This window comes from Ruegeria sp. CDSC025 (assembly GCF_059610805.1).
In genome coordinates this window covers 1-21620 of sequence record NZ_JBXWOJ010000015.1, presented here as the reverse complement: position 1 = coordinate 21620, position 21620 = coordinate 1, and the positions used below count along the sequence as shown (strand labels likewise).

Below are 21620 nucleotides of genomic sequence, written 5' to 3'. Positions count from 1 at the left end.
ACCTTTGCCCGCAGAGTTTACGTTCCCCCGAACCCAGTTTTTTCCTATACTGTTCAGAATAATAGGCATGGTTAACCGGTCGCCTGGGAGGGTAACGCACATGATCCGTTCAGAACTGATTCAGAAAATCGCCGACGAGAACCCGCATCTTTATCAGCGTGACGTCGAGCGAATCGTGAATACCGTGTTCGAAGAAGTAACGAATGCGATGGCGCGAGGGGATCGGGTTGAACTGAGAGGCTTTGGGGCGTTTTCAGTGAAACAGCGCGATGCCCGTGTGGGTCGTAACCCGCGTACTGGCGAAACTGTGCAGGTCGAAGAAAAATGTGTTCCGTTTTTCAAAACTGGCAAGTTGCTAAGAGACCGGTTGAACGGTAAAGCCTAGGCCATGATGCGCTACCTTCGATTTGCTTTTCTCGCGGTCCTCGGGATCGTCTTGATTTCAGTCTCTCTGGCCAACCGCGAAGCGGTTGAGCTGACGCTTATTCCCTCGGCTATAGCCGATTTGCTTGGCTTCAATTTCAGCGCCTCGTTGCCGCTGTTCGTGGTGGTTCTGGGTGGCATCGTCGCTGGCCTGGTCATTGGCTTTCTTTGGGAATGGCTGCGCGAGCACAAGCACCGCCGCGATGCTACCGCCAGCAAAGGTGAAGTGCGCAAGCTTGAGCGTGAGGTCAAGAAGCTCAAGAAAGCGCAGAACGAAGGACAGGACGAAGTTCTCGCCCTGTTGGATGAGGCCAGCTGAGGCCCGGAATGTCGGATGTAGCGGTTAAAATCTGCGGCCTGACTGCACAAGATCACGTGCGCGCAGCAGCTGATGCGGGTGCACGGTATCTTGGTTTCAACTTCTTTCCGAAATCGCCTCGATATGTTTCGCCTCAACAGGCAGCAGCTTTGTTCGAGCATGTCCCCGTTGGGGTTGCAAAGGTCGCCTTGGTTGTGAACGCCACGGATGAGTTGTTGGACAGTATCACCGCAGTCGCCCCTTTTGACATGTTGCAGCTGCATGGCTCAGAATCTGTCGAGCGGGTGCAGGAAATCAAGGCGCGCTATGGGTTGCCTGTTATCAAGGTGGTTGGTGTTGCAGATGCCGAAGACCTGGCCGCCATTGATACTTATTGCGATGTTGCCGATCAGTTGCTGATAGATGCCAAGGCGCCAAGGAGCTCGGTTCTGCCGGGTGGAAACGGGCTGGCGTTTGACTGGCGTTTACTGGCTGGGCGCAAATACTGGCGCAAGCCCTGGATGCTGGCCGGTGGGTTGAACCCCGGAAATGTGGCCGAGGCCATCCGTATGACGGGCGCGCGTCAGGTCGATGTCGCCTCAGGCGTGGAAAGTGCACCGGGCATCAAGGATGCCGCGATGGTTCGTGCGTTTGTAGACGCTGCAATTCGGGCCGGCTGAGGTATCACATCTAAGGATTCCCATGTGCGTTTTGCCATGGCAAATCCCGCCGCTACCTCCTATGAACAACGGGTACGACGATGGAGACACCCATGGCCAACGATCTTTTCAATTCCTTCATGTCCGGCCCAGACGAGCAGGGCCGTTTCGGCATTTTCGGCGGGCGTTTTGTCAGCGAAACGCTGATGCCGCTGATCCTGGCGCTGGAAGAGGAATATGAAAAGGCCAAGGACGATGCCACATTTTGGGCCGAGATGGACGATCTGTGGGCCAACTATGTGGGACGCCCCTCGCCATTATATTATGCCGAGCGCCTGACCGAGCATCTGGGTGGCGCCAAAATCTATCTGAAGCGCGATGAGCTGAACCACACCGGCGCGCACAAGATCAATAACGTATTGGGCCAGATCATTCTGGCGCGGCGCATGGGCAAGACCCGGATCATTGCCGAGACCGGCGCCGGACAGCATGGCGTGGCCACAGCCACCGTTTGCGCCAAGTTCGGTTTGAAATGCGTGGTCTATATGGGCGCGCATGATGTGCAGCGACAGGCCCCGAACGTGTTCCGCATGCGCCTGCTAGGGGCCGAAGTGATCCCTGTGACGTCAGGTCGTGGCACATTGAAAGACGCGATGAACGATGCGTTACGTGACTGGGTGACCAACGTGCGCGATACGTTTTATTGCATCGGTACAGTTGCTGGCCCGCACCCGTATCCGGCGATGGTGCGCGACTTTCAGTCGATTATCGGCAAGGAAGCAAAGGAACAGATGCACAAGGCTGAGGGCCGTTTACCCGACACGCTCATCGCCGCCATCGGTGGTGGATCGAACGCAATGGGTCTGTTCTATCCGTTCCTGGATGATAAATCCGTCAACATCATCGGAGTCGAAGCCGGTGGTAAGGGCGTGAACGACAAGATGGAACATTGCGCCTCGCTGACCGGCGGCCGCCCCGGTGTTCTGCATGGCAACCGCACCTATCTGCTGCAGGATGATGACGGGCAAATCCTCGAAGGATACTCGATCTCGGCTGGTCTGGATTACCCGGGCATTGGCCCTGAACATTCATGGCTGAATGATATCGGCCGCGCGCAATATGTGTCGATCACCGACAAAGAGGCGCTTGAGGCGTTCCAGCTTTGCTGTGCAACCGAAGGCATCATCCCGGCGCTTGAACCTAGCCATGCGCTGGCTCATGTGATGAAGATCGCGCCGGATCTGCCCAAGGATCACCTGATCTGCATGAATATGTGTGGGCGTGGTGACAAGGATGTTCAGACTGTGGCGAAATATCTGAACTTCGACATGTCGGATACCGAAGGCCGCAGCGCCGATTGACCAGGCGGTAAAATTTGAAATTTCTGACAAAAGCTGTGTGCCTTTGAACGGTGTGCAGCTTTGGTTTCCAGCCTGCGGCTTTTCGAATGTTGCGCAGCTGGGTAATTTTGTTGCGCACCCGCCACAGGTGCATTTCCACCTCTCAGAATATCATTGAGCGAATCCTGCCCCTTCGCCTAAACCCGCCGTTACCGGTCAAAACGGGCCGGACCCTAGCGAGCAGAGGTGATCACTCTCTCGGTGCGGACGGCGCTGCCGAAACCGTATGCCAGGGCCGAAACCGGGGATTGGTACATGCTTTGTAGCTCAGGTGGAAGAGCGGCAGATGGCAAGTCTGTGAGCGAAGGTTCGACACCTTCCAAAGCTCCAGATGTAGCTCATTCTGGTTAGAGCAATCGACTGTTAATCGATGTGTAGCGGGTTCGAGTCCCGCCATTTGAACAAACGCTGTTAGGTCAGCACCGGCCTTCAACGCCGGTCCGTGAAAACGGTCCAAATCATTAAGGTCCGGGTGTTCCCCAGCAGGGGTGGAACCGCGCTACGTCAGGCTTCGGCCGGGCGGGGCAGGGGTCTTCGCTGCTCTGGTCTTGGGCCGGAGGGCAGATGACGGTGTCGCCGGATTGGCGCCCCGCTTGATCCCTTGGGAACAGGCGGCGCATTGGTCCCGCGCCCCTCTCTCTGACCCTCTCGCAAAAGGGCACGGCGCGGGGGATGCCCGGTCTTTCACAGCCTTTATCCGAAGGCTTCACACCTGTCACCCAATCGGGGTGCAACCCACTGAAAACATGAAAAGGAGTTCGCTTTTGCGACGACGATAGAGCGAGACGAAAAGGAGAAATGAAATGACACTATTCCAAGATCTGATCGACCGGCTGACCGGTCATCAACGGCTGACCCTGACCGAGACCCAGCGGATGCTGGTTTTGCGCAAGGGGGTAATTGACACCATCCTCGGCCCCGGGAAACACCGGCTGCCACGCAGGGATGTGCTGACCGAGCTGCACGATCTGGAGGCTCTCTTTTTCGTGTCGCCCTATGAGCGGGCGCTGCTGCAGAACCGGCCCGAACTGACCGAGGCGCACCTGACCGAGTTTCGGGCAGGGCCCGACGAGGTTCTGGTTCTGCTTCGGGATGGTGTGCCCGCTCGAGTGCTGATCCCCGAAGTACGGGCGCTGGTTTGGAAGGTTGCCGGCCCTTGGGCCGTTGAGCAACACGCGCTGACCGAGTCCATGGTTGTGCCCAAAGCGGTCGCGCAGCGGCTGGTTCGGGTGGGGCTGCAGATGCACCTGACGCGGGTCGAGATTGCCGAAGGGCATGTCGGTTTGCTGACCGTGGATGGCGTGCTGGTGGATCGGCTGAACCCCGGCGCCCATGCCTTCTGGAAGGTGGGCCGGAACGTCGAGGTCAAGCAGATCGACCTGCGGCAACGAACCCATGAGGTAACGGGTCAAGAGATCCTGACCAAGGACCGGGTGACCATCCGGGTCAACCTCAGCGCCGATTACCGGGTCGTCGATCCGGTCAAGGCGATGGGGGCGGTGAAGGATTTTGATCAGGCCCTGCACCGGGCCCTGCAACTGGCGTTCCGGAAGACCCTTGGGTCGATGACGCTTGACCGGCTACTTGCCGAGAAGGTGGGCGTTGACACCGAGGCTGCGGATCGGGTGCGGACACAAATGGCCGGGATCGGCATCGAAGTGGGTGAGATCGCGTTGAAAGACGTCATCCTGCCCGGCGAGATGCGCGAAATCCTGACCGCCGTGGTCGCTGCCGAGAAACAGGCCGAGGCCAACGTCATCCGGCGGAGGGAAGAAACCAACGCCACGCGGTCTTTGCTGAACACCGCGAAAGTGATGGCGGAAAACCCGGTGATGCTGCGACTGAAAGAGCTGGAAGCGCTGGAAACCATCGCCGGCAAGGTCGAGCGGCTGACGGTTCATAACGGAACCGAGGGTCTGATGTCTGACCTTGTGAAATTGCGGGATTGATCCCGAATAAGGGCTGGTCCGGGTGATCCCGGGCCGGTCTGCCTAGTCCTGAACCGCGTGTTGGTTGAGAATGCGCAGAGGCACGATGTCCAGCGCCCGTTGATGTGTCGCCTCAAGATGAACCTTGGGCGCGCACCCTTCGTCATGGGCTTGCAGGAAGCGACCCGCACATAGACACCAGCTGTCACCGGCACGCAGCCCGGGAAAATTAAACTCGGGGCGCGGCGTGCTGAGGTCATTGCCGACATATTTCGAATAGGCCAGAAACTCGACCGTCATTACCGCGCAAACCGTGTGGCTGCCCTGATCCTCGGGGCAGGTATTGCAGGCGCCATCGCGAAAGAACCCGGTCAGCGGATCGCGGGAGCAAGGGGCGAGCACGCCCCCCAGAACATTTATGCTTTCCTGTTTCTGCATAAGAGCATCTTACAGGCTTTGCGCAATCTTGCGGAACATTTCTATGTTGATCTCATTCACGCCAGGGTCTCGAAACTTGCGATCGGCTCCGGTGGACACGATCAGCACCCCGCGCGGCTGGTCGAAATAGATATACTGACCATAGACGCCGCGGGCCATGAACTCGCCCTCATGCGCGCCCACGGGAATCCACCACTGATATCCATAGCCGATCTTGCCCGATGCGGTCGGGGCACTGGGCAGGACCGAAGCGGCGATCCATTCAGCCGGTACCAGTTGCTGCCCATCATGAACCCCGTTTTGCAGGATCATCTGACCGAAACGCGCATAATCGCGGGTGGTGAAATTCAAGCCCCCCAGAACAAAGGCAACTCCGGCCCCGTCGGTCACGTAATAGCCATCCCGCTCCAGCCCAAGTGGCTGTACAATGCGCTCTGTAAGCAGTTCGGCCACGCTGCGACCGGTTGCTCCTCGGACCACCATACCGATAACATGGGTGTCGATTGACACGTATTTCCAGATTTCTCCGGGTGTTGCGAAACTGTCCTGCAGCGAGGCGGCAAAATCGTCCAGTTCTCGGCCTAAGGCGACCACTCGACCCATCCGGTTGATGTCAGAATTGTAATCCAGATAATCCTCGTTGAAGGTCACACCGCTGGCCATGTTCAGCACGTTGCGGATCGTCGTACCATCATAGGCCGTGCCTTGCAGTTTGGGTACGTATTGCACGACAGGATCGTCCAATGAGGCGATTGCGCCTTCGTCCAGCAATATGCCGAACAATGCAGAAAGATAGCTTTTGGCAACCGACCACGAAATGCGTCGATCGTCTGGTGTGGTGCCCAGATAGTATTCCTCAAACCGGATCTGCCCGCCCTGCATCACAAGCAGGGATGTGACCGACCGGTCTTCGATCCATTGATCCGTGCCTGCTGGCAGGTCAAACCCGGGCCCGTAAGGCAATTCCCATGTGGCCCCATCCCCGCGCGGCAAGTTGACGGTTTTGAAAGCTGCATCCATATGCGAGAAATTGTGAACGATCTTTTCGGGGGAAAACAATGAGTTCACCGCCATCAAGCGTTGTATTTCCTCGCGTTTCCAGAACCCGACAACGGCGGCTGCCAGCACAAGCATCAGCGCGATACGCAGCACCCATTTAAACAAAGCTCTCATTTGTCGCCTCCCATGATTGCCGGTATTGGAGCCTGCCCGGGAAAATTCCGCAATCCGGACGTAGGGGCAACGGCAAAGGGCGCTATCTGAACTTGTCCATCAGCTTCTGCATGGCTGACCTGCTGTCCCCGGCGGGTTCGGTAATGGTCTGAGCCGTTGGTTTTGGGTGCTCGGACGGTGACTTGGACGAACGCGGCGGTGCCGTTCGCAGGGCAACGGCGTTCATGAACTTACCGCCATCGCCATTGGCCAGGTGCCTTGCGCCATCTGCAACGCCGCGCAGGACATCTTCCAACCAGTCGCTGTCAGCCTTTGCGAAATCGCCCAAGACATATGGCGAAACCAATTCTTTCCGCCCGGGATGACCGATCCCAAGGCGCACCCGATCATAGGCTGGGCTGATATGTTCGTGGATCGACCGAAGCCCGTTGTGACCGGCATGGCCTCCGCCTGCCTTGACGCGGACCTTACCCGGCGCCAGATCCAATTCATCATGTAGGACAGTGACGTCGGTCGAATCCAACTTGTAAAACCGCATGGCCTCGCCCACCGATTGACCGGACCGGTTCATGAAGGTCTGAGGCTTGATAAGCAAAACCTTTTCTTGACCAAGCCGCCCTTCGGCGATTTCGGCCTGAAATTTGGATTTCCAAGGACCAAAGCCGCAATCCTCGGCGATCCGGTCAACGGCCATAAAGCCAATATTGTGCCGGTTTCGAGCATATTTTGATCCGGGATTTCCCAGGCCGACAAACAGCTTCATCGTCATGTCCTTGTCTCAAGCGCGATATCGCAACTGGTTGATGGCACGGATCGGGGCCGATTTTCCAGCCCAACGGGCAAAAGAAAACGGGACCCCAATGGGGCCCCGTCACAAAAACCGAAACTTTGGGTCCGGCCTTATTCTTCTTCGCTTCCGACGACTTCGACTTCATCGGGTGCGACATCACCCTCTTCGCCCTCTTCGTCATCGCTTGTGGCCAGGCCGGTTGGGGCCGAGATGTTGGCGATCACAAAGTCACGGTCGATGGTCGGCTTGGTGCCAGCAGGCAGATCGACCGACGAAATGGTGACAACGTCGTTGATGTTCAGACCGGTCAGATCAACGGTGATCTTCTCAGGAATCTCACCAGCGGTACACATCAGCTCGACCTCAGGACGGACAACGGTCAGAACGCCGCCTTTCTTGATGCCGGGGGCCTCTTCCTCGTTGATGAAATCAACCGGAATAAACAGTGCGATCTTGGTGGTCCGACGCAGGCGCATCAGGTCCAGGTGGGTCGGCAGGTCTTTGACAACGTCACGCTGAACGTCGCGGCAGATGACGCGAACGTCTTCCTGGCCTTCAACCTTCAGGTTCCACAATGTCGACTTGAACCGGCCCGCTTTCAGGCGCTTGAACAGTTCGTTGAACGGGATCTGGATCGGCAGCGGCTCTTTGTCGCCACCAAAAACAATGCCCGGAACCATGCCGTCGCGGCGTGCCTGACGAGCGGCGCCCTTGCCTGTCCCCGTCCGTTCCAGAGCTACGAGATCAGGAATCTCTCCAGCCATGATATTTCTCCAATGTTAGGGCGGGTATCCTCCAAGGCTGTATACCCGCGTGAAGCCGCGTCCTTAGCTTGATTCATTGAGTTTGGAAAGGGGTTTTTGCAGCTCGTCTATTTTGCGAGGCTCTGTCCCGCGCTCCGAGGTATTTTCGGCCAGATGAAGCAGGGAATCCTTTCTTCAACTGGCTCTAAGTATCTCGGGGGAGGCGGCCAATCGGCGACAAGGACAGAGCCCCCATGCGCGCGATCAATCTGTCCAGCTCCCTCCGAAGTCTTTCGGGACAAGCAAATTGTGCCGGCCTAGATCGCTCACATTGCGTTCACCGCAAAGCGCCATGGTCGTATCAAGTTCTTTCTGAATGATCTCAAGTGCCGTGGTCACGCCTTTCTGGCCCATTGCGCCAAGACCGTAAACAAAGGCGCGCCCGATAAAGGTGCCCTTCGCGCCAAGTGCCAGTGCTTTCAGAACGTCCTGGCCAGATCGGATGCCACTGTCCAGATGCACTTCGATGTCGTTTCCGACAGCGTCCATAATCTCGGGCAGGACACGAATGGAGCTGAGCGCCCCGTCCAACTGGCGTCCGCCGTGGTTTGAAACCACGATGGCATCGGCGCCCAGCTTGGCGGCCATCTTGGCATCCTCGGAATCCAGGATACCCTTGAGGATCACCTTGCCGCCCCATTGGTCCATCAGCTTTTCAACCTTGCCCCAATCCAGGCTGGGGTCGAATTGTTCCGCCGTCCATGTGCCCAGCGATCTTGTATCAGTGATATTATCAACATGGCCAACAATATTGCCGAAGTTCCGCCGTTTGGCGCCTAACATTTCAATGCCCCAGGCCCATTTTGTCATCAGATTGGCGATGGTCCTAGGCGTCAGCTTTGGCGGCGCGGACAGACCATTCTTTAGGTCTTTGTGGCGCTGCCCGAGTATTTGCAAGTCCAGGGTGATCACAAGGGCCGAACATTTTGCATCCTTGGCGCGTTGGATCAGTCGAGAGACATAGTCCTGGTCCTTCATGGTGTAGAGTTGGAACCAGAAGGGCGCAGTGGTGTTCTCGGCCACCTCCTCGATAGAATTGATTGACATCGTGGACAGGGTAAAGGGGACGCCAAAAGCCTCGGCTGCTTTGGCGGCTTTGATCTCACCATCCGCGTGCTGCATGCCGGTCAGACCAACGGGGGCAAGGGCAACAGGCATGGTAACATCCTGTCCGATCATCTGCGACGCCGTCGTGCGCCCGGTCATATCAACCGCTACTCGCTGGCGCAGGCGGATATCTTCGAAATCCGAGCTGTTATCGCGAAAGGTCTGCTCGGTCCAGCTGCCGCTTTCGGTATAGTCAAAGAACATGCGCGGGACGCGTCGTTCATAGATGTGTTTGAGGTCTTGGATATTGGTGATGACGGGCATGAGATGCGGCTTTCGAAAGATTGGTCCTTTTTCTTTACCAATTTTTCGAAAGCCTCGCAACGCCACGTTTCTGTGCGCAACGTTAGGTGCAATAGAAAAACCGCAGCCGGGTTGCGCCGACTGCGGTCAAGATTGCGAAACCGGTCGTTGGATCAGGACGAATGTGCCCCATCTGCCAGCGATTTGACAAAATCCAGAACTTCACCAACCGACTTCCCGGCGGCGATCTGGCTGACAATGGCCGAGCCGACCACAGCGCCATCGGCAACAGTTGCGATTGCCCGCGATTTTTCCGGGGTATTGATTCCAAAGCCCACGATCACTGGCAAATCCGTGGCGGATTTGATCCGAGAGACCTCGGGGCCTACATTCGTGGCCTGGGCTTCGGCTGCGCCTGTGATCCCCGTGATCGAGACGTAATACACAAATCCCGAAGTGTTCTGAAGAACGCGCGGAAGCCGTTTGTCATCCGTTGTCGGCGTGGCGAGGCGGATAAAATTCAATCCAGCCGCCTGTGCAGGCAGACAAAGTTCGTCATCTTCTTCGGGAGGCAGGTCAACGACGATCAGGCCGTCGATGCCAGCCTCTGTAGCGTCCGCCAGAAACCTTTCCACGCCGCGGCTGTAGATAGGATTGTAATACCCCATTAGCACAATAGGCGTTGTATCATCCGTTTCCCGAAAAGCACGTGCAAGATCCAGTGTGCGTTGCAGGGTCATCCCGCCCTCTAGGGCGCGTTGTCCTGCTGCCTGGATGGTCGGACCATCCGCCATCGGGTCGGTGAACGGCAGCCCAAGTTCGATCACGTCGACACCGGCACCGGGCAAGCCCCTGACGATCTCAAGCGAGGTGTCGAAATCGGGGTCACCGGCCATGATGTAGGATACGAAGGCCTTTTTGCCCTCGGCCTTGAGGGCGGCGAACTTGGCGTCGATACGGGTCATCTGCGGTCCTTGCATACGGATTTGAACCTGATGTGCAGAAACTTTGCCCGGAAATCAATCCCGCTGGGCCAGATTGCTTCAGAACCCGTAGTGATAACGCATGAACACTGAGTTGACGCCGGGATTGAAACTGTCCGTGCTCGCGTTCGAATTATGGGTGATGGCCAGCGAGAGCTTGTTTCCGTTTTCCAGGGCATATCCAATTCCGAAAAGGGTGCGGATCTGGAAATTTCCGCCGAGATCATTGTCATCGTTTGAGGCGTTGTAGTAGCCAGGCATCACGCTGGCCTCTGCGAACCACCGGTCAGAGATCGTATAGAGACCGACCAAACCGGCGCCAATATGCGTGTCGGCATCTGCATCCACCGTCAGAGCCACACCCCAGCCAGCACTGAGGCGCGTGGCTTCGTGAAACGGGCTGTGCTGGTATTCCAGTGACACGACCGCCTGATCATTGCTGCTGGTGTGGGTGAAATCCGCATATCCTGCTCCCAATACGATGGACTGCCCGTGTGCCATGGTCGTGGTGGCCAGCAAAGTGCTCATTAAGAAAAGTGTTTTCATCTCGGTACTTCTTGGTTTTCTCAACTCCCTGTCAGTTGGTGACGTGGCAGTGGCAGAATCAAGTATTCGAAGTACACGTTTGATTAACAGATAAGTGATGTTGCAACTGGGACTCGACCTGTTAACGCCGTCCGGGTTGCGCATTTGCCCGGACGTGAATAGAAGACGCCGTCGTATCGCTTCAGGAGGCCGAGATGGGCTTTAAAATGGGAATCGTGGGTTTGCCGAATGTGGGCAAGTCGACTCTCTTCAATGCGCTGACCAAGACAGCGGCTGCTCAGGCGGCGAATTTCCCGTTCTGCACCATTGAACCCAATGTGGGTGATGTGGCGGTGCCCGATGACCGGCTGGACAAGCTGGCGGCGATTGCAAGTTCAAAGCAGATCATCCCGACGCGAATGACGTTTGTGGATATCGCGGGCCTGGTAAAGGGCGCGTCAAAGGGCGAGGGGTTGGGCAACCAGTTTCTGGCCAACATCCGTGAGACTGACGCCATCGCTCATGTGTTGCGCTGCTTCGAAGATGGTGATGTGACCCATGTCGATGGCCGCGTCGATCCCGTGGCGGATGCCGATACGATTGAGACCGAACTGATGCTGGCCGATCTGGAAAGCATCGAAAAGCGCCGTGCCAATCTGGTGCGCAAGCTGAAGGGCAACGACAAAGAGGCACAGCAACAGGAACGTTTGCTTGCCGAAGCGCAGGCCATGCTGGAAGATGGCAAACCCGCGCGTCTGGTCGAAGTTAGCGACGAAGACGACAAGGCGTGGAAAATGCTGCAACTGCTGACCACCAAACCGGTTCTCTATGTCTGTAACGTCTCGGAAGAAGAGGCTGCCGAGGGCAATGAATATTCAGCCCGTGTGGCTGAAATGGCCGCAGCGCAAGGCAACTCGCACGTCATTATCAGTGCCAAGATCGAAGAAGAGATTAGCCTGCTGGAAGAGGACGAAGCGCAGATGTTCCTCGAGGAAATGGGGCTGGAAGAGCCAGGTCTCGACCGTCTGATCCGCGCAGGCTACGACCTGCTGAAGCTGGAAACCTATTTCACCGTCGGCCCGAAAGAGGCCCGCGCCTGGACCATCCGCACCGGCACCGCCGCGCCGCAGGCTGCTGGCGTCATCCATGGCGATTTCGAAAAGGGTTTCATCCGTGCTGAAACGATCGCCTATGACGACTATGTTTCGGCAAACGGAGAGCAAGGCGCCAAAGAGGCAGGCAAGATGCGCGCCGAAGGCAAGGGCTATGTCGTCAAGGATGGCGATGTGATGCACTTCTTGTTTAATACCTAAGCGCCTTGGCATTGCGAACTGCAGAAAAGTCAGATGCGTCCAGTATCGCTGCCATCTCGATTGAAGTATGGATCGGAACCTACCTCAAACATGGTGTCAGTGGGATTTTTGCAGATTTCGCCTTGTCGGAATTCACAACAAGCAAAGTATTAGAACAGATTCAAAACCCGGATGAATTCATTCTGGTGTCCGACAATAATCAGGGGATTGACGGGTTCATCCGTGTTTCCCCTGCACGCATCGCCCCTGTTTCCGGGTGGTGGGGCATGGAGATATCGACATTCTACGTCCAGCCGCGCCATCACGGAAAAGGTATCGGAAGGCGTCTTTTGGCAGCTGCGCTGGAACATTGCCGGGATCAGGGGGCAGATTTGGTCTGGCTGATGACCAATGCTGAGAACACCTCGGCCATCAAGTTCTATCTGGCCAAGGGTTTTGAGTTCATTGGAGAGACCCACTTTCAGATCGACGATCAGAAGTATTTGAACAACGTCTATGCGTTGCACTTTTCCTGATCAGGGAATGAGGCCCCTTTCCAGACCAAATATTCTGTAAGACGGTCTTCTTTCCCACTGCTTCAAGCGTTCATGCGCTTTGTGGCATCTTCCAGAATGAGGTCCGCGCCGCGCGCGGCCAGCATCATCACAGGCGCATTTGTGTTGCCTGAGGTGATGCTTGGAAACGAGGACGCGTCGACCACCCTAAGGCCTGCCACCCCATGCACCCGCAGTCGAGAATCCAGAACTGAATCCTGTTCCGATGTCCCCATGCGACATGTACAGCTTGGATGAAATATAGTTCCGGCGTTGGCGCGGAAATTCTCTAACATCTGGTCGTCATTCATCCGCGTAACATCTGGTTCTATCCGGGTCCGCGTAACACTGCGGATCGCCTCAGTCTGCGCCAGCTTCTGTAACACCCGACCCGCTTTGATAGCCATGTCGCAGTCATGGTTTGTGGAGAGAGAATTCGGTTGGATGGCGGGTGCATCCATGGGATCTGCCGAACGGATGTTGATCTCCCCTCTGCTTGTCGGCCTGCAGGGCTGGGCGCACAGAAGAAAGCCTGCTTCGGTATCAACGCCCGGCTGTCCTTTGGTGTCGGTCTTATAGGACATCGGATTGCAATAGATTTGCATATCAGCAAATTCGGCGGTTTCGTCCGAACGCACAAAGCCGCTGACCTGGTTGACGGGGACGCTGAGTGGCCCGCTGCGGGTCAGCAGATAACGAATACCGGACAACATCTGTCCCAACCGATTGCCAAGCGTATTATTCAATGTCGGCTCGGTCGCATGAAAGAAATGGGATATGCCAAGATGATCCTGCAATCCCTGTCCAACCTGCGACAGGTTATGGCGCACTTTGATGCCGTGCCTTTTCAACAGGTTCGCAGGCCCGATCCCCGAAAGCTGCAAGAGCTGTGGCGAGTTTACGGCTCCCGCAGACAGGATGACTTCACGGATCGCGAAGGACGTAACCACCTGACCTCCAACGTGATAGCGGACACCGGTGGCTTTGCCCTGATCCAGAATGACGTTCTGCACCAGAGCATTGGATACCACCCGCAGATTGCTGCGTTTCAGCGCAGGGCGCAGGAACGCGGCTGCTGATGACCAGCGGCGGCCGTTTTTGACGGTGCTGCGCAGGTTCATCATCCCTTCGGCGTCCTGACCGTTCAGATTGTCCGAAACATGCCAGCCCATCTGCCGTGAGGCCTCCAGAAAGTGGCGCGAAAACGGGTGCATGCCCTCACTGACATCACTGACCACAAGGGGTCCGTCCGTTGACGAAGGTGTTTGGCCTCTTTCGACATGGGTCTCGATCGCCTCATATGTCTGGCGAACCGTTTCCCAGTTCCAACCCTCTGCGCCTGCCTTGGCCCAGTCATCAAAATCATGCGAGAGGCCTCGCAAATATGCCATGGCGTTGATCGAGCTTGATCCGCCAATAACCCGCCCGCGCGGCCAATAGGCCTGACGGTTGTTCAACCCGGGATCAGCCTGGGCAGAGTAACACCAGTTCACCTTGGGATCGTTGAAGGTTTTGCCGTATCCCAGCGGTACATTGATCCAGAAACGGCGATCGGTTCCACCGGCTTCTATCAGCAACACTTTATGGCTGCCACACGCGCTCAGCTTGTTTGCCAGCACGCAGCCGGCAGATCCGGCGCCCACGATGATATAGTCGAAGGTCTGCGTCATCTCGAACCGTTTTGGGTAATAGGCCCCATGATTTGCACGCAAAGATTGTCAATTCAAACAATGTATATTACCCATTAGGCATAATTTTCATTGAAGGTAAGAAATGGCGAAACTGCCCCATGTCACCTGGTTGCGGGCTTTTGAAGTTGCCGCGCGTCACAACAGTTTCTCTGCGGCAGCAGAAGAGCTGGGGCTGACATCAGCCGCCGTCAGTCAGCAGATACGGTTGTTAGAGAAGCACCTAAACGTATCCCTGTTCGAACGCTTGCCGCGCGGGGTTGCCCTGACCGAAATCGGGCGGGCCTATGCGATGCCGGTTCAAAAGACGTTTTCCGAGTTAAGAGACGCAACCAGCGGCCTTTTCACCAATTCCCGCAGGCGGGTGGTCAAAATACGGGCCTCCATCTCATGTGCGGGGCTGGTAATCGCACCAAGACTGTTTGAGTTTGAAAACCTGCACTCCGACATCAAAGTGGACCTCTCCACCTTCGTCTGGGCGAACCGGTTTGGAGAGGAAGAAAGCGATATTGATATCCGGTTCGGCTATGGTGACTGGGATGACGGGATCGTCTCGCATCTGGGCCATGAATGTGCGGTGCCGGTCTGCCATCCCGATTATGCGGCATCTTTTGGCGCAGATCTGAGCATTCAAAATCTGGCCCAGGGCCGGGTCGTCGCAATCAAAGGGTCCGAGAATGACTGGATGAGATTGTCCGATCAATACACGCTCAATTTGGGGGCGCCCTCCAGAACGCTTCGAATGGATTCGTCATTTTTGGCCTTGCAGGCCGTCACGGCGGGGCAGGGCGCGGCCATGGTATTAGAAAGCTTTGCCCATGAGTACATTAAGCAGGGTTTGCTGGTGGCACCTTTTGATTACCGCCTGCCCATTCAACCTTCGCACTATCTGGTTAAGCGCAAAGGCGCTGAAGACCGCATCGAGGTACAGGTTTTCGCAAGTTGGGTGACGTCACTCTATTAGTGGGCTATTCCAGCGATACCCAAAGCACACGGGCATCTTCGGTACTGGTTGAAATACAGCCGTGCCCCATTCCACTGTCATAATAGAGCGAGTCCCCGGCTTTCATCGGCAGCGGTCGGTAGTGTTCCGACACAAAAGTCAGCTCTCCGCTGAGGACAAACATGAACTCTTCTCCAGAATGGCGAATCCAGTTTTCAAATTCGGAAATGTCGCGCGCCTTGATTGTCGCGATATAGGGCAGCATCCGTTTGCTGGTCAGCTCTGAACACAGCAATTCATGGATATATGTGGAGGTGTCCTTGATCTCACCGTCGCCCTTGGGCGTATAATCGCGACGGCCTGATATACCCGATTGACCGGACTGTAGAAACAGCTGCGGTGTGCTGAGGTCAAGCGCCTGTGTGAGCCGCCGAACAATATCAAAGCTGGGCTTTGTCTGGTTGTTTTCGATTTTTGACAGGGTTGATCGACCGATCCCGGCAGCACGACCGGCTTCTTCCAAAGTCCAGCCTTTTGCACGGCGCGCGTCGCGGATCGAGCGGCCCAGAGCCATACCCTCGTCCTGTTCGTCCATTCCGGAAACATCCGTTAAATTCTCTTCTGCCACGTGAAATCCCCCTGTTTTATCGATGCTTGCATAATTTCCAATCAAAATCAAATTCACCATTGTAAGAAAAATGTTGCCTTAAGGATGAAAATTCCACTATAGGAAACAAAGTTTCGCGAATTGGATTCGAAACCTTGGGAGGAGACCATGTTTAAAACGTCGCTGGCTGAGGCCGATCCGGTAATCTCTGCGTCGATTTCCCGTGAGGGTGCCCGTCAGGCGGATCAGATCGAACTGATCGCATCTGAAAACATCGTCTCGCAGGCGGTGATTGATGCGCAGGGGTCTGTGCTGACCAACAAATACGCCGAAGGGTATCCCGGTCGCCGGTATTACGGTGGCTGCGAATATGTCGACGAGGTCGAATCCGAAGCTATCGAGCGGTTGAAGAAACTGTTTGGGTGCGAATACGCAAACGTTCAACCTCATTCCGGCGCTCAGGCGAATGGAGCGGTCAAGCTGGCGCTGCTTAGCCCCGGTGACACGATATTGGGAATGTCGCTGGATGCTGGCGGGCACCTGACCCACGGCGCGAAACCCGCGCAATCGGGCAAATGGTTCCGTCCGGTGCAATACGGTCTGAACGATGCCGGGCTGATTGATTATGATCAGGTCGAGGCATTGGCAGAAGCTGAGAAGCCCAAGCTGATCATCGCGGGCGCATCGGCCTATTCGCAAAAAATCGACTTTGCGCGCTTTCGGGCAATCGCTGACAAGGTTGGGGCCTGGCTGCTGGCAGATATGGCGCATATCGCGGGGCTGGTGGCGACTGGGCTGCATCCGTCGCCTATTGGGCACGCTCATGTGGTGACGTCGACCACTCATAAGACCCTACGTGGACCACGCGGTGGGATCATCCTGACCAATGATGAAACACTCGCCAAAAAGATCAACTCGGCAGTGTTTCCGGGTCTGCAAGGTGGCCCGCTGATGCATGTGATCGCGGGCAAGGCTGTAGCCTTTGGTGAAGCTTTGAAGCCTGAGTTCAAAACCTACATGCAGCGCGTAGTCGACAGCGCGGCGGCTTTGGCGAATGTGATGATGGCGCGAGGCTGTGACATCGTTTCCGGCGGAACTGAGAACCATCTGATGTTGGTCGATCTGCGCCCCATCGGCGTGACTGGCAAAGATGCCGAGGCCGCGCTTGAGCGTGCAGGTTTTACTTGCAACAAAAACAGTGTTCCCGGCGATCCGCAAAAGCCAACGATTACCAGTGGTATTCGTCTGGGCACCGCTGCCGGATGCAGCCGTGGATTTGGCCCCGAAGAGTTTACAACGATCGGTCATCTGATTGGCAACGTGCTGGACGCTTTGGCTCAGTCGTCTGACGGGGATGCGACCGTCGAAAAAGAAACTCGTGAAAAAGTCCGCGCCCTTTGCGCGAGCCATCCGATCTACTGAGGTTAAATCATGAGCACCTATGACCTGATCGTTATTGGCGGTGGCCCCGGCGGATATGTAGCGGCCATTCGTGCCGCTCAGCTGGGCATGAATGTCGCTTGCGTCGAGGGGCGGGGTGCTCTTGGCGGGACCTGTCTGAATGTGGGGTGCATACCCTCCAAAGCGTTGCTGACCTCCTCGGCCAAATATGCCGAGATCAGCCATCTCTCCTCCCATGGCATAGAGGTCGAGGGGGCCAGCATCGACATCGGCGCGATGATGGGGCGCAAGGACAAGATCGTTGGTGACCTGACCAAAGGGATCGGATTCCTGTTCAAAAAGAACGGTATCGACCTGTTCGAAGGTTGGGCCAGCATTCCGGCTGCAGGGCAGGTTCAGGTCGGCGACACGATCCATGAGGCAAAGAATATCCTGATCGCCACCGGATCCGAGCCGACCTCGCTGCCGGGGATTGAGATTGACGAGCAAGATATCCTCAGCTCGACCGGGGCGATTGCGCTGGACACCGTGCCGGATCATCTGGTGGTGATCGGTGCCGGTGTCATCGGATTGGAACTGGGTCAGGTCTGGGCGCGTCTGGGTGCCAAAGTCACGGTGGTTGAATATCTCGACCGTGTTCTGCCCGGCATTGATGGAGAGATCGCCAAGCTGGCACAGCGCGCCCTGTCAAAGCGCGGGCTGAAATTCCAACTGGGCAGGGCGCTGAAATCGGTCGGGAAAACCGACGCGGGCCTGTCCCTGATCGTGGACCGGGTTGGCAAGGACAAGGAAGAAGTGATCGAGGCCGACAAGGTCCTGATCGCCGTAGGCCGTCGCCCTGTGACGCGCGGACTAGGGTTGGACGCGCTTGGCGTTGCCCTGAGCGCGCGCGGCTTCATCGAGGTTGATGGCACATTCCAAACCTCGGTCCCCGGCATCTATGCAATCGGTGACTGTGTGCCCGGACCAATGCTGGCGCATAAGGCCGAAGAAGACGGCGTCGCCTGTGTCGAAATCCTGGCCGGTCAGGCCGGGCATGTGGATTACAACACCGTTCCGGGCGTGGTTTACACCGACCCCGAGGTCGCCTCGGTCGGTTTGACCGAGGAGGCGCTGAAAGAGGCTGGCACTGACTACGCGGTCGGCAAGTTCGCCTTCATGGCAAATTCGCGCGCGCGCTCGACCGGCGAAACCGACGGTGCGGTCAAGGTGCTGGCCGATCCCAGCGGCAAGATCCTCGGCGCGCATATCTGCGGAGCGCATGGCGGCGACCTGATTGCCGAGTTGGTTCTGGCAATGACCAAATGCGCTACCGTTTCCGAAGTTGCCGCAACCTGTCATGCGCACCCTGCAATGGGCGAGGCGGTCAAAGAGGCCTGCCTTGACGCCCTGGGCCGTGCGATTCACGCTTAACGAGGATCAGCCAGATGACCATCCAGCTTCGCCCTCGCCACCCGGAAAAAGCCAAAAAGGCTGACAGTGTCATTCCGCGTAAACCGAAATGGATTCGGAAGAAACGGGTTGAAAGCGCAGAATTTTACGAAACCCGCCGCCTGATGCGTGACCATAATCTGGCGACCGTTTGCGAAGAGGCGGCTTGCCCAAATATCGGCGAATGCTGGTCCAAGCGCCACGCCACCATGATGATCATGGGCGAGGTCTGTACCCGCGGCTGTTCCTTCTGCAACGTTGCCACTGGCCGCCCCGACGCTCTGGACCAGTTCGAACCCGGCCGTGTGGCCGTTGCGGTGAAAAAGCTGGGCCTGCGTCATGTCGTGATCACCTCGGTTGACCGGGATGATCTGGCTGATGGCGGCGCTGAACATATTGCCCAAACCATCCGTGCTGTGCGCCACCAGAATCCCGGCACAACGGTAGAAGTTCTGACCCCCGACTTTCTGGGCAAAGGGGACGCGGCCGATCTGGTATTTGCGGCCGCCCCCGACGTATTCAATCACAATCTCGAAACGGTTCCGCATCTGTATCCCACGGTGCGTCCGGGCGCGCGGTATTACACTTCGCTGCGTCTGTTGGACGATGCCAAGCGCGCCAACCCCGAGATCTTTACCAAATCGGGCCTGATGGTCGGGCTGGGTGAAAGCCTTGGCGATGTGCGGCAGGTGATGGATGACCTGCGCGCCGCGAATGTCGATTTTCTGACAGTGGGGCAATACCTGCAGCCGACCGCAAAACATCACCTGATTGACCGGTTCTGGACACCGGAAGAATTCGCTCAGCTTGAGCAGATCGCACGCTCAAAGGGCTTTCTGCACGTGTCAGCCACGCCGCTGACCCGTTCGTCGTTCCACGCGGACGAAGACTTTGCCGCCCTCAAGCAAGCTCGCCAACGGGCGATTGCTGCCGGGGCATAATCCAAACGCGCTAGGGAGGAATACCATGGAAGCGTTAAATTCAATCGTAGGGGCCATCAATGGCGTCGTGTGGGGGCCGCTGATGCTGGTCCTCATTCTTGGCGTTGGCTTCTTCCTGCAGGTGGGGCTGAAATTCATGCCGATCCTGCGTATCGGCACGGGCTTTAAGCTGCTGTTTGCCGGTCGTGAAAGTCAGGGCGATGGGCAGATCAGCCCGTTCAACGCACTGATGACGTCGCTGTCGGCGACCATCGGTACGGGTAACATCGCCGGTGTGGCTACTGCTGTCTTCCTGGGCGGTCCGGGCGCTTTGTTCTGGATGTGGATGACCGCCCTGGTGGGCATGGCCACCAAATATGCCGAGGCTGTTCTGGCGGTGAAATACCGTGAGAAGGACGAGCTGGGCAACTTTGTCGGTGGTCCGATGTACTACATCAAGAACGGCCTGGGTGCGAAATGGGCCTGGCTGGGTGTTGCATTTGCCCTGTTCGGCGCAGTTGCAGCCTTTGGTATCGGCAACGGTGTGCAAGCCAATGGTGTTGCACAGGTTCTCGAAGCCAATTTCGGCCTGAATACCTCGGTCACCGGTGTGGTGCTGATGGTTCTGACCGCCGCTGTAATCCTGGGTGGTATCACGCGTATCGGTGCCGTTGCCGGTAAACTGGTTCCGTTCATGGCGATTGCCTATATCATCGCGGGTCTGCTGGTTCTGCTGATCAATATCGGTGAAATCGGCAATGCTGTGTCGTTGGTCTTCACCTACGCCTTCACACCCTCGGCCGCCGAAGGTGGTTTTGCGGGCGCAGCCGTTTGGGCCGCCATCCGCTTTGGTGTGGCGCGCGGTGTCTTCTCGAACGAAGCCGGTCTGGGTTCCGCCCCGATCGCGCACGCAGCAGCCGAAACCAAAGGTCCGGTAAACCAGGGCCTGATCGCGATGCTGGGAACGTTCATCGACACTATCATCGTCTGCTCGATCACCGGTTTGGCAATCATCGCCTCAGGTGCGTGGACCACGGGTGAATCCGGTGCCGCGTTGACTTCGGCCGCCTTCGAAATGTCGTTGCCGGGCATTGGTGGCTACTTGATCGCCATCGCGCTGTCGATCTTCGCCTTCACCACCATCCTCGGCTGGTCATTCTACGGAGAGAAATGCGTCGAATTCCTGCTGGGTGTCAAATCCCTGATGCCGTACCGCATTCTGTGGATTATCATGATCTACTTCGGCGCAACCGCGGATCTGGGCTTTATCTGGCTGCTTGCAGATACGCTGAACGCCATGATGGCTATCCCGAACCTAATCGCCTTGGCATTGCTGAGCCCAATCGTCTTCAAATTGACGAAAGAGTTCTTTGCCTCCGGTGGTAAGTCCGAAGAGCCGGGCGGCACGCCTGCCGAATAATCCGGGCACTGAAAACCTACGGGGGGCCATTCCGGCCCCCCGACTTGAAACAGAATTCCTATCTCGAGGAGAGGCGTGATGGCCACGAAAATCCTGCTGCCGATTGATCACTCTGACGACCGTTCCTGGAAACAGGCATTGCCGGTCGCATTGGAACAGGCGAAATTCTACGGTGCCGAACTGCATGCGGTCGCCGTCATCCCCGAGATCATCCAGCTGCCGAACCTGCCCGCCAATTATGGCGCCGGTGCCAAAGAGCATGTGCGCAACGCGGTTCAGGCCATCTTGGACAATGGTGACGCCGCGGGCGTTGCTGTCCATGTCCAAGAGGGCAGCGTCTACCGCGAAATTCTGAAGCTCGCTCACAAAGAGGGCTTCGACATGATCGTCATGGCGTCGACCAAGGGCGATTTCCCGAATTATGAAATTGGTCCGAACCTGGCACGCGTGGTGCGCAATGCGCATTGCACCGTCATGGTAGTTCGTGACCAGTCCCGCTGATCGAAAGGTACCTGAAATGACGGATATTAGGCGCACGCCTTTGCATGGTTTGCATGTTGAGTTGGGTGGGAAGTTGGTTGATTTTGCGGGCTG

Annotated in this window: 22 protein-coding genes and 1 tRNA gene; 14 read left to right on the top strand and 9 right to left on the bottom strand. The window is 56.9% G+C overall.

Annotated elements, in window-relative coordinates:
• Nucleotides 1-100: 100 nt before the first annotated feature.
• The 6 genes from ihfB to AC2FH8_RS17475 all read left to right on the top strand — a co-directional run bounded on the left by ihfB (nucleotide 101) and on the right by AC2FH8_RS17475 (nucleotide 4729).
• A complete protein-coding gene (gene ihfB / locus AC2FH8_RS17500; protein WP_271951590.1) occupies nucleotides 101-385 on the top strand; it encodes an integration host factor subunit beta in 285 nt (94 codons plus the stop codon).
• Between the two features lie 6 nt (nucleotides 386-391).
• Complete coding sequence (locus AC2FH8_RS17495; RefSeq protein WP_496690392.1) at nucleotides 392-742, top strand: lipopolysaccharide assembly protein LapA domain-containing protein; 351 nt, start codon at nucleotides 392-394, stop codon at nucleotides 740-742.
• 8 nt (nucleotides 743-750) lie between these two features.
• Nucleotides 751-1401, top strand: coding sequence for a phosphoribosylanthranilate isomerase (locus tag AC2FH8_RS17490; RefSeq protein WP_496690361.1), 651 nt, complete (start codon nucleotides 751-753; stop codon nucleotides 1399-1401).
• A gap of 92 nt (nucleotides 1402-1493) precedes the next feature.
• On the top strand, nucleotides 1494-2741 hold the full coding sequence (gene trpB, locus AC2FH8_RS17485; protein WP_281973469.1) for a tryptophan synthase subunit beta: 1248 nt from the start codon (nucleotides 1494-1496) through the stop codon (nucleotides 2739-2741).
• 366 nt (nucleotides 2742-3107) lie between these two features.
• Nucleotides 3108-3182, top strand: a tRNA-Asn gene (locus AC2FH8_RS17480).
• A gap of 401 nt (nucleotides 3183-3583) precedes the next feature.
• Nucleotides 3584-4729 (top strand): slipin family protein, encoded by a 1146-nt coding sequence (locus AC2FH8_RS17475; protein ID WP_496690360.1) that lies wholly within the window; start codon nucleotides 3584-3586, stop codon nucleotides 4727-4729.
• 42 nt (nucleotides 4730-4771) lie between these two features.
• Here AC2FH8_RS17475 and AC2FH8_RS17470 read toward each other — a convergent pair whose 3' ends face one another.
• The 7 genes from AC2FH8_RS17470 to AC2FH8_RS17440 all read right to left on the bottom strand — a co-directional run bounded on the left by AC2FH8_RS17470 (nucleotide 4772) and on the right by AC2FH8_RS17440 (nucleotide 10791).
• The gene (locus AC2FH8_RS17470) at nucleotides 4772-5146 is read right to left on the bottom strand and encodes a DUF2237 family protein (RefSeq protein ID WP_142639459.1); all 375 of its coding nucleotides are present in this window, start codon (nucleotides 5144-5146) and stop codon (nucleotides 4772-4774) included.
• Nucleotides 5147-5155: 9 nt separating this feature from the next.
• Nucleotides 5156-6319 carry a serine hydrolase domain-containing protein gene (locus tag AC2FH8_RS17465; protein ID WP_142639460.1) on the bottom strand — a complete coding sequence of 388 codons (1164 nt, stop codon included), beginning with the start codon at nucleotides 6317-6319 and terminating at the stop codon, nucleotides 5156-5158.
• An 82-nt stretch (nucleotides 6320-6401) separates the two neighbouring features.
• Nucleotides 6402-7082, bottom strand: coding sequence for an aminoacyl-tRNA hydrolase (pth, locus tag AC2FH8_RS17460; protein ID WP_271951624.1), 681 nt, complete (start codon nucleotides 7080-7082; stop codon nucleotides 6402-6404).
• Nucleotides 7083-7219: 137 nt separating this feature from the next.
• Nucleotides 7220-7873 (bottom strand): 50S ribosomal protein L25/general stress protein Ctc, encoded by a 654-nt coding sequence (locus AC2FH8_RS17455; protein WP_142639464.1) that lies wholly within the window; start codon nucleotides 7871-7873, stop codon nucleotides 7220-7222.
• Nucleotides 7874-8116: 243 nt separating this feature from the next.
• Nucleotides 8117-9283: an alpha-hydroxy acid oxidase gene (locus AC2FH8_RS17450; protein WP_496690359.1), complete on the bottom strand. Its 1167-nt coding sequence runs from the start codon at nucleotides 9281-9283 to the stop codon at nucleotides 8117-8119.
• A 152-nt stretch (nucleotides 9284-9435) separates the two neighbouring features.
• Nucleotides 9436-10227: a tryptophan synthase subunit alpha gene (gene trpA / locus AC2FH8_RS17445; RefSeq protein WP_496678956.1), complete on the bottom strand. Its 792-nt coding sequence runs from the start codon at nucleotides 10225-10227 to the stop codon at nucleotides 9436-9438.
• Nucleotides 10228-10305: 78 nt separating this feature from the next.
• On the bottom strand, nucleotides 10306-10791 hold the full coding sequence (locus AC2FH8_RS17440) for an acyloxyacyl hydrolase (RefSeq protein WP_496690358.1): 486 nt from the start codon (nucleotides 10789-10791) through the stop codon (nucleotides 10306-10308).
• 194 nt (nucleotides 10792-10985) lie between these two features.
• Between AC2FH8_RS17440 and ychF the strand changes: the two genes are divergently transcribed.
• Together ychF and AC2FH8_RS17430 are read left to right on the top strand one after the other, a co-directional pair.
• A complete protein-coding gene (gene ychF / locus AC2FH8_RS17435; RefSeq protein ID WP_281995894.1) occupies nucleotides 10986-12083 on the top strand; it encodes a redox-regulated ATPase YchF in 1098 nt (365 codons plus the stop codon).
• A gap of 11 nt (nucleotides 12084-12094) precedes the next feature.
• The gene (locus tag AC2FH8_RS17430; protein ID WP_345742133.1) at nucleotides 12095-12598 is read left to right on the top strand and encodes a GNAT family N-acetyltransferase; all 504 of its coding nucleotides are present in this window, start codon (nucleotides 12095-12097) and stop codon (nucleotides 12596-12598) included.
• A 62-nt stretch (nucleotides 12599-12660) separates the two neighbouring features.
• Here the strand turns inward: AC2FH8_RS17430 and AC2FH8_RS17425 are convergent, their stop codons facing one another.
• A complete protein-coding gene (locus tag AC2FH8_RS17425; RefSeq protein WP_281995924.1) occupies nucleotides 12661-14286 on the bottom strand; it encodes a GMC family oxidoreductase in 1626 nt (541 codons plus the stop codon).
• A gap of 103 nt (nucleotides 14287-14389) precedes the next feature.
• Here AC2FH8_RS17425 and AC2FH8_RS17420 point away from each other — a divergent pair, with 103 nt between their 5' ends.
• Entirely contained in the window at nucleotides 14390-15268 is an 879-nt protein-coding gene (locus AC2FH8_RS17420; RefSeq protein WP_281995892.1) for a LysR family transcriptional regulator, read from the top strand.
• Between the two features lie 4 nt (nucleotides 15269-15272).
• Here AC2FH8_RS17420 and AC2FH8_RS17415 read toward each other — a convergent pair whose 3' ends face one another.
• A complete protein-coding gene (locus AC2FH8_RS17415) occupies nucleotides 15273-15842 on the bottom strand; it encodes a helix-turn-helix domain-containing protein (protein ID WP_185956736.1) in 570 nt (189 codons plus the stop codon).
• Nucleotides 15843-16022: 180 nt separating this feature from the next.
• On the opposite strand from AC2FH8_RS17415, the gene glyA reads away from it, so the two are divergent.
• The 5 genes from glyA to AC2FH8_RS17390 all read left to right on the top strand — a co-directional run bounded on the left by glyA (nucleotide 16023) and on the right by AC2FH8_RS17390 (nucleotide 21527).
• Nucleotides 16023-17276, top strand: coding sequence for a serine hydroxymethyltransferase (gene glyA / locus AC2FH8_RS17410; protein ID WP_271951608.1), 1254 nt, complete (start codon nucleotides 16023-16025; stop codon nucleotides 17274-17276).
• 9 nt (nucleotides 17277-17285) lie between these two features.
• Complete coding sequence (lpdA, locus tag AC2FH8_RS17405; protein ID WP_496690357.1) at nucleotides 17286-18668, top strand: dihydrolipoyl dehydrogenase; 1383 nt, start codon at nucleotides 17286-17288, stop codon at nucleotides 18666-18668.
• A gap of 14 nt (nucleotides 18669-18682) precedes the next feature.
• The gene (lipA, locus tag AC2FH8_RS17400) at nucleotides 18683-19627 is read left to right on the top strand and encodes a lipoyl synthase (RefSeq protein WP_496690356.1); all 945 of its coding nucleotides are present in this window, start codon (nucleotides 18683-18685) and stop codon (nucleotides 19625-19627) included.
• 25 nt (nucleotides 19628-19652) lie between these two features.
• Nucleotides 19653-21026 carry an alanine/glycine:cation symporter family protein gene (locus AC2FH8_RS17395; RefSeq protein ID WP_496690355.1) on the top strand — a complete coding sequence of 458 codons (1374 nt, stop codon included), beginning with the start codon at nucleotides 19653-19655 and terminating at the stop codon, nucleotides 21024-21026.
• A gap of 78 nt (nucleotides 21027-21104) precedes the next feature.
• A complete protein-coding gene (locus AC2FH8_RS17390; RefSeq protein ID WP_142639489.1) occupies nucleotides 21105-21527 on the top strand; it encodes a universal stress protein in 423 nt (140 codons plus the stop codon).
• The last annotated feature ends 93 nt before the right edge of the window (nucleotides 21528-21620 follow it).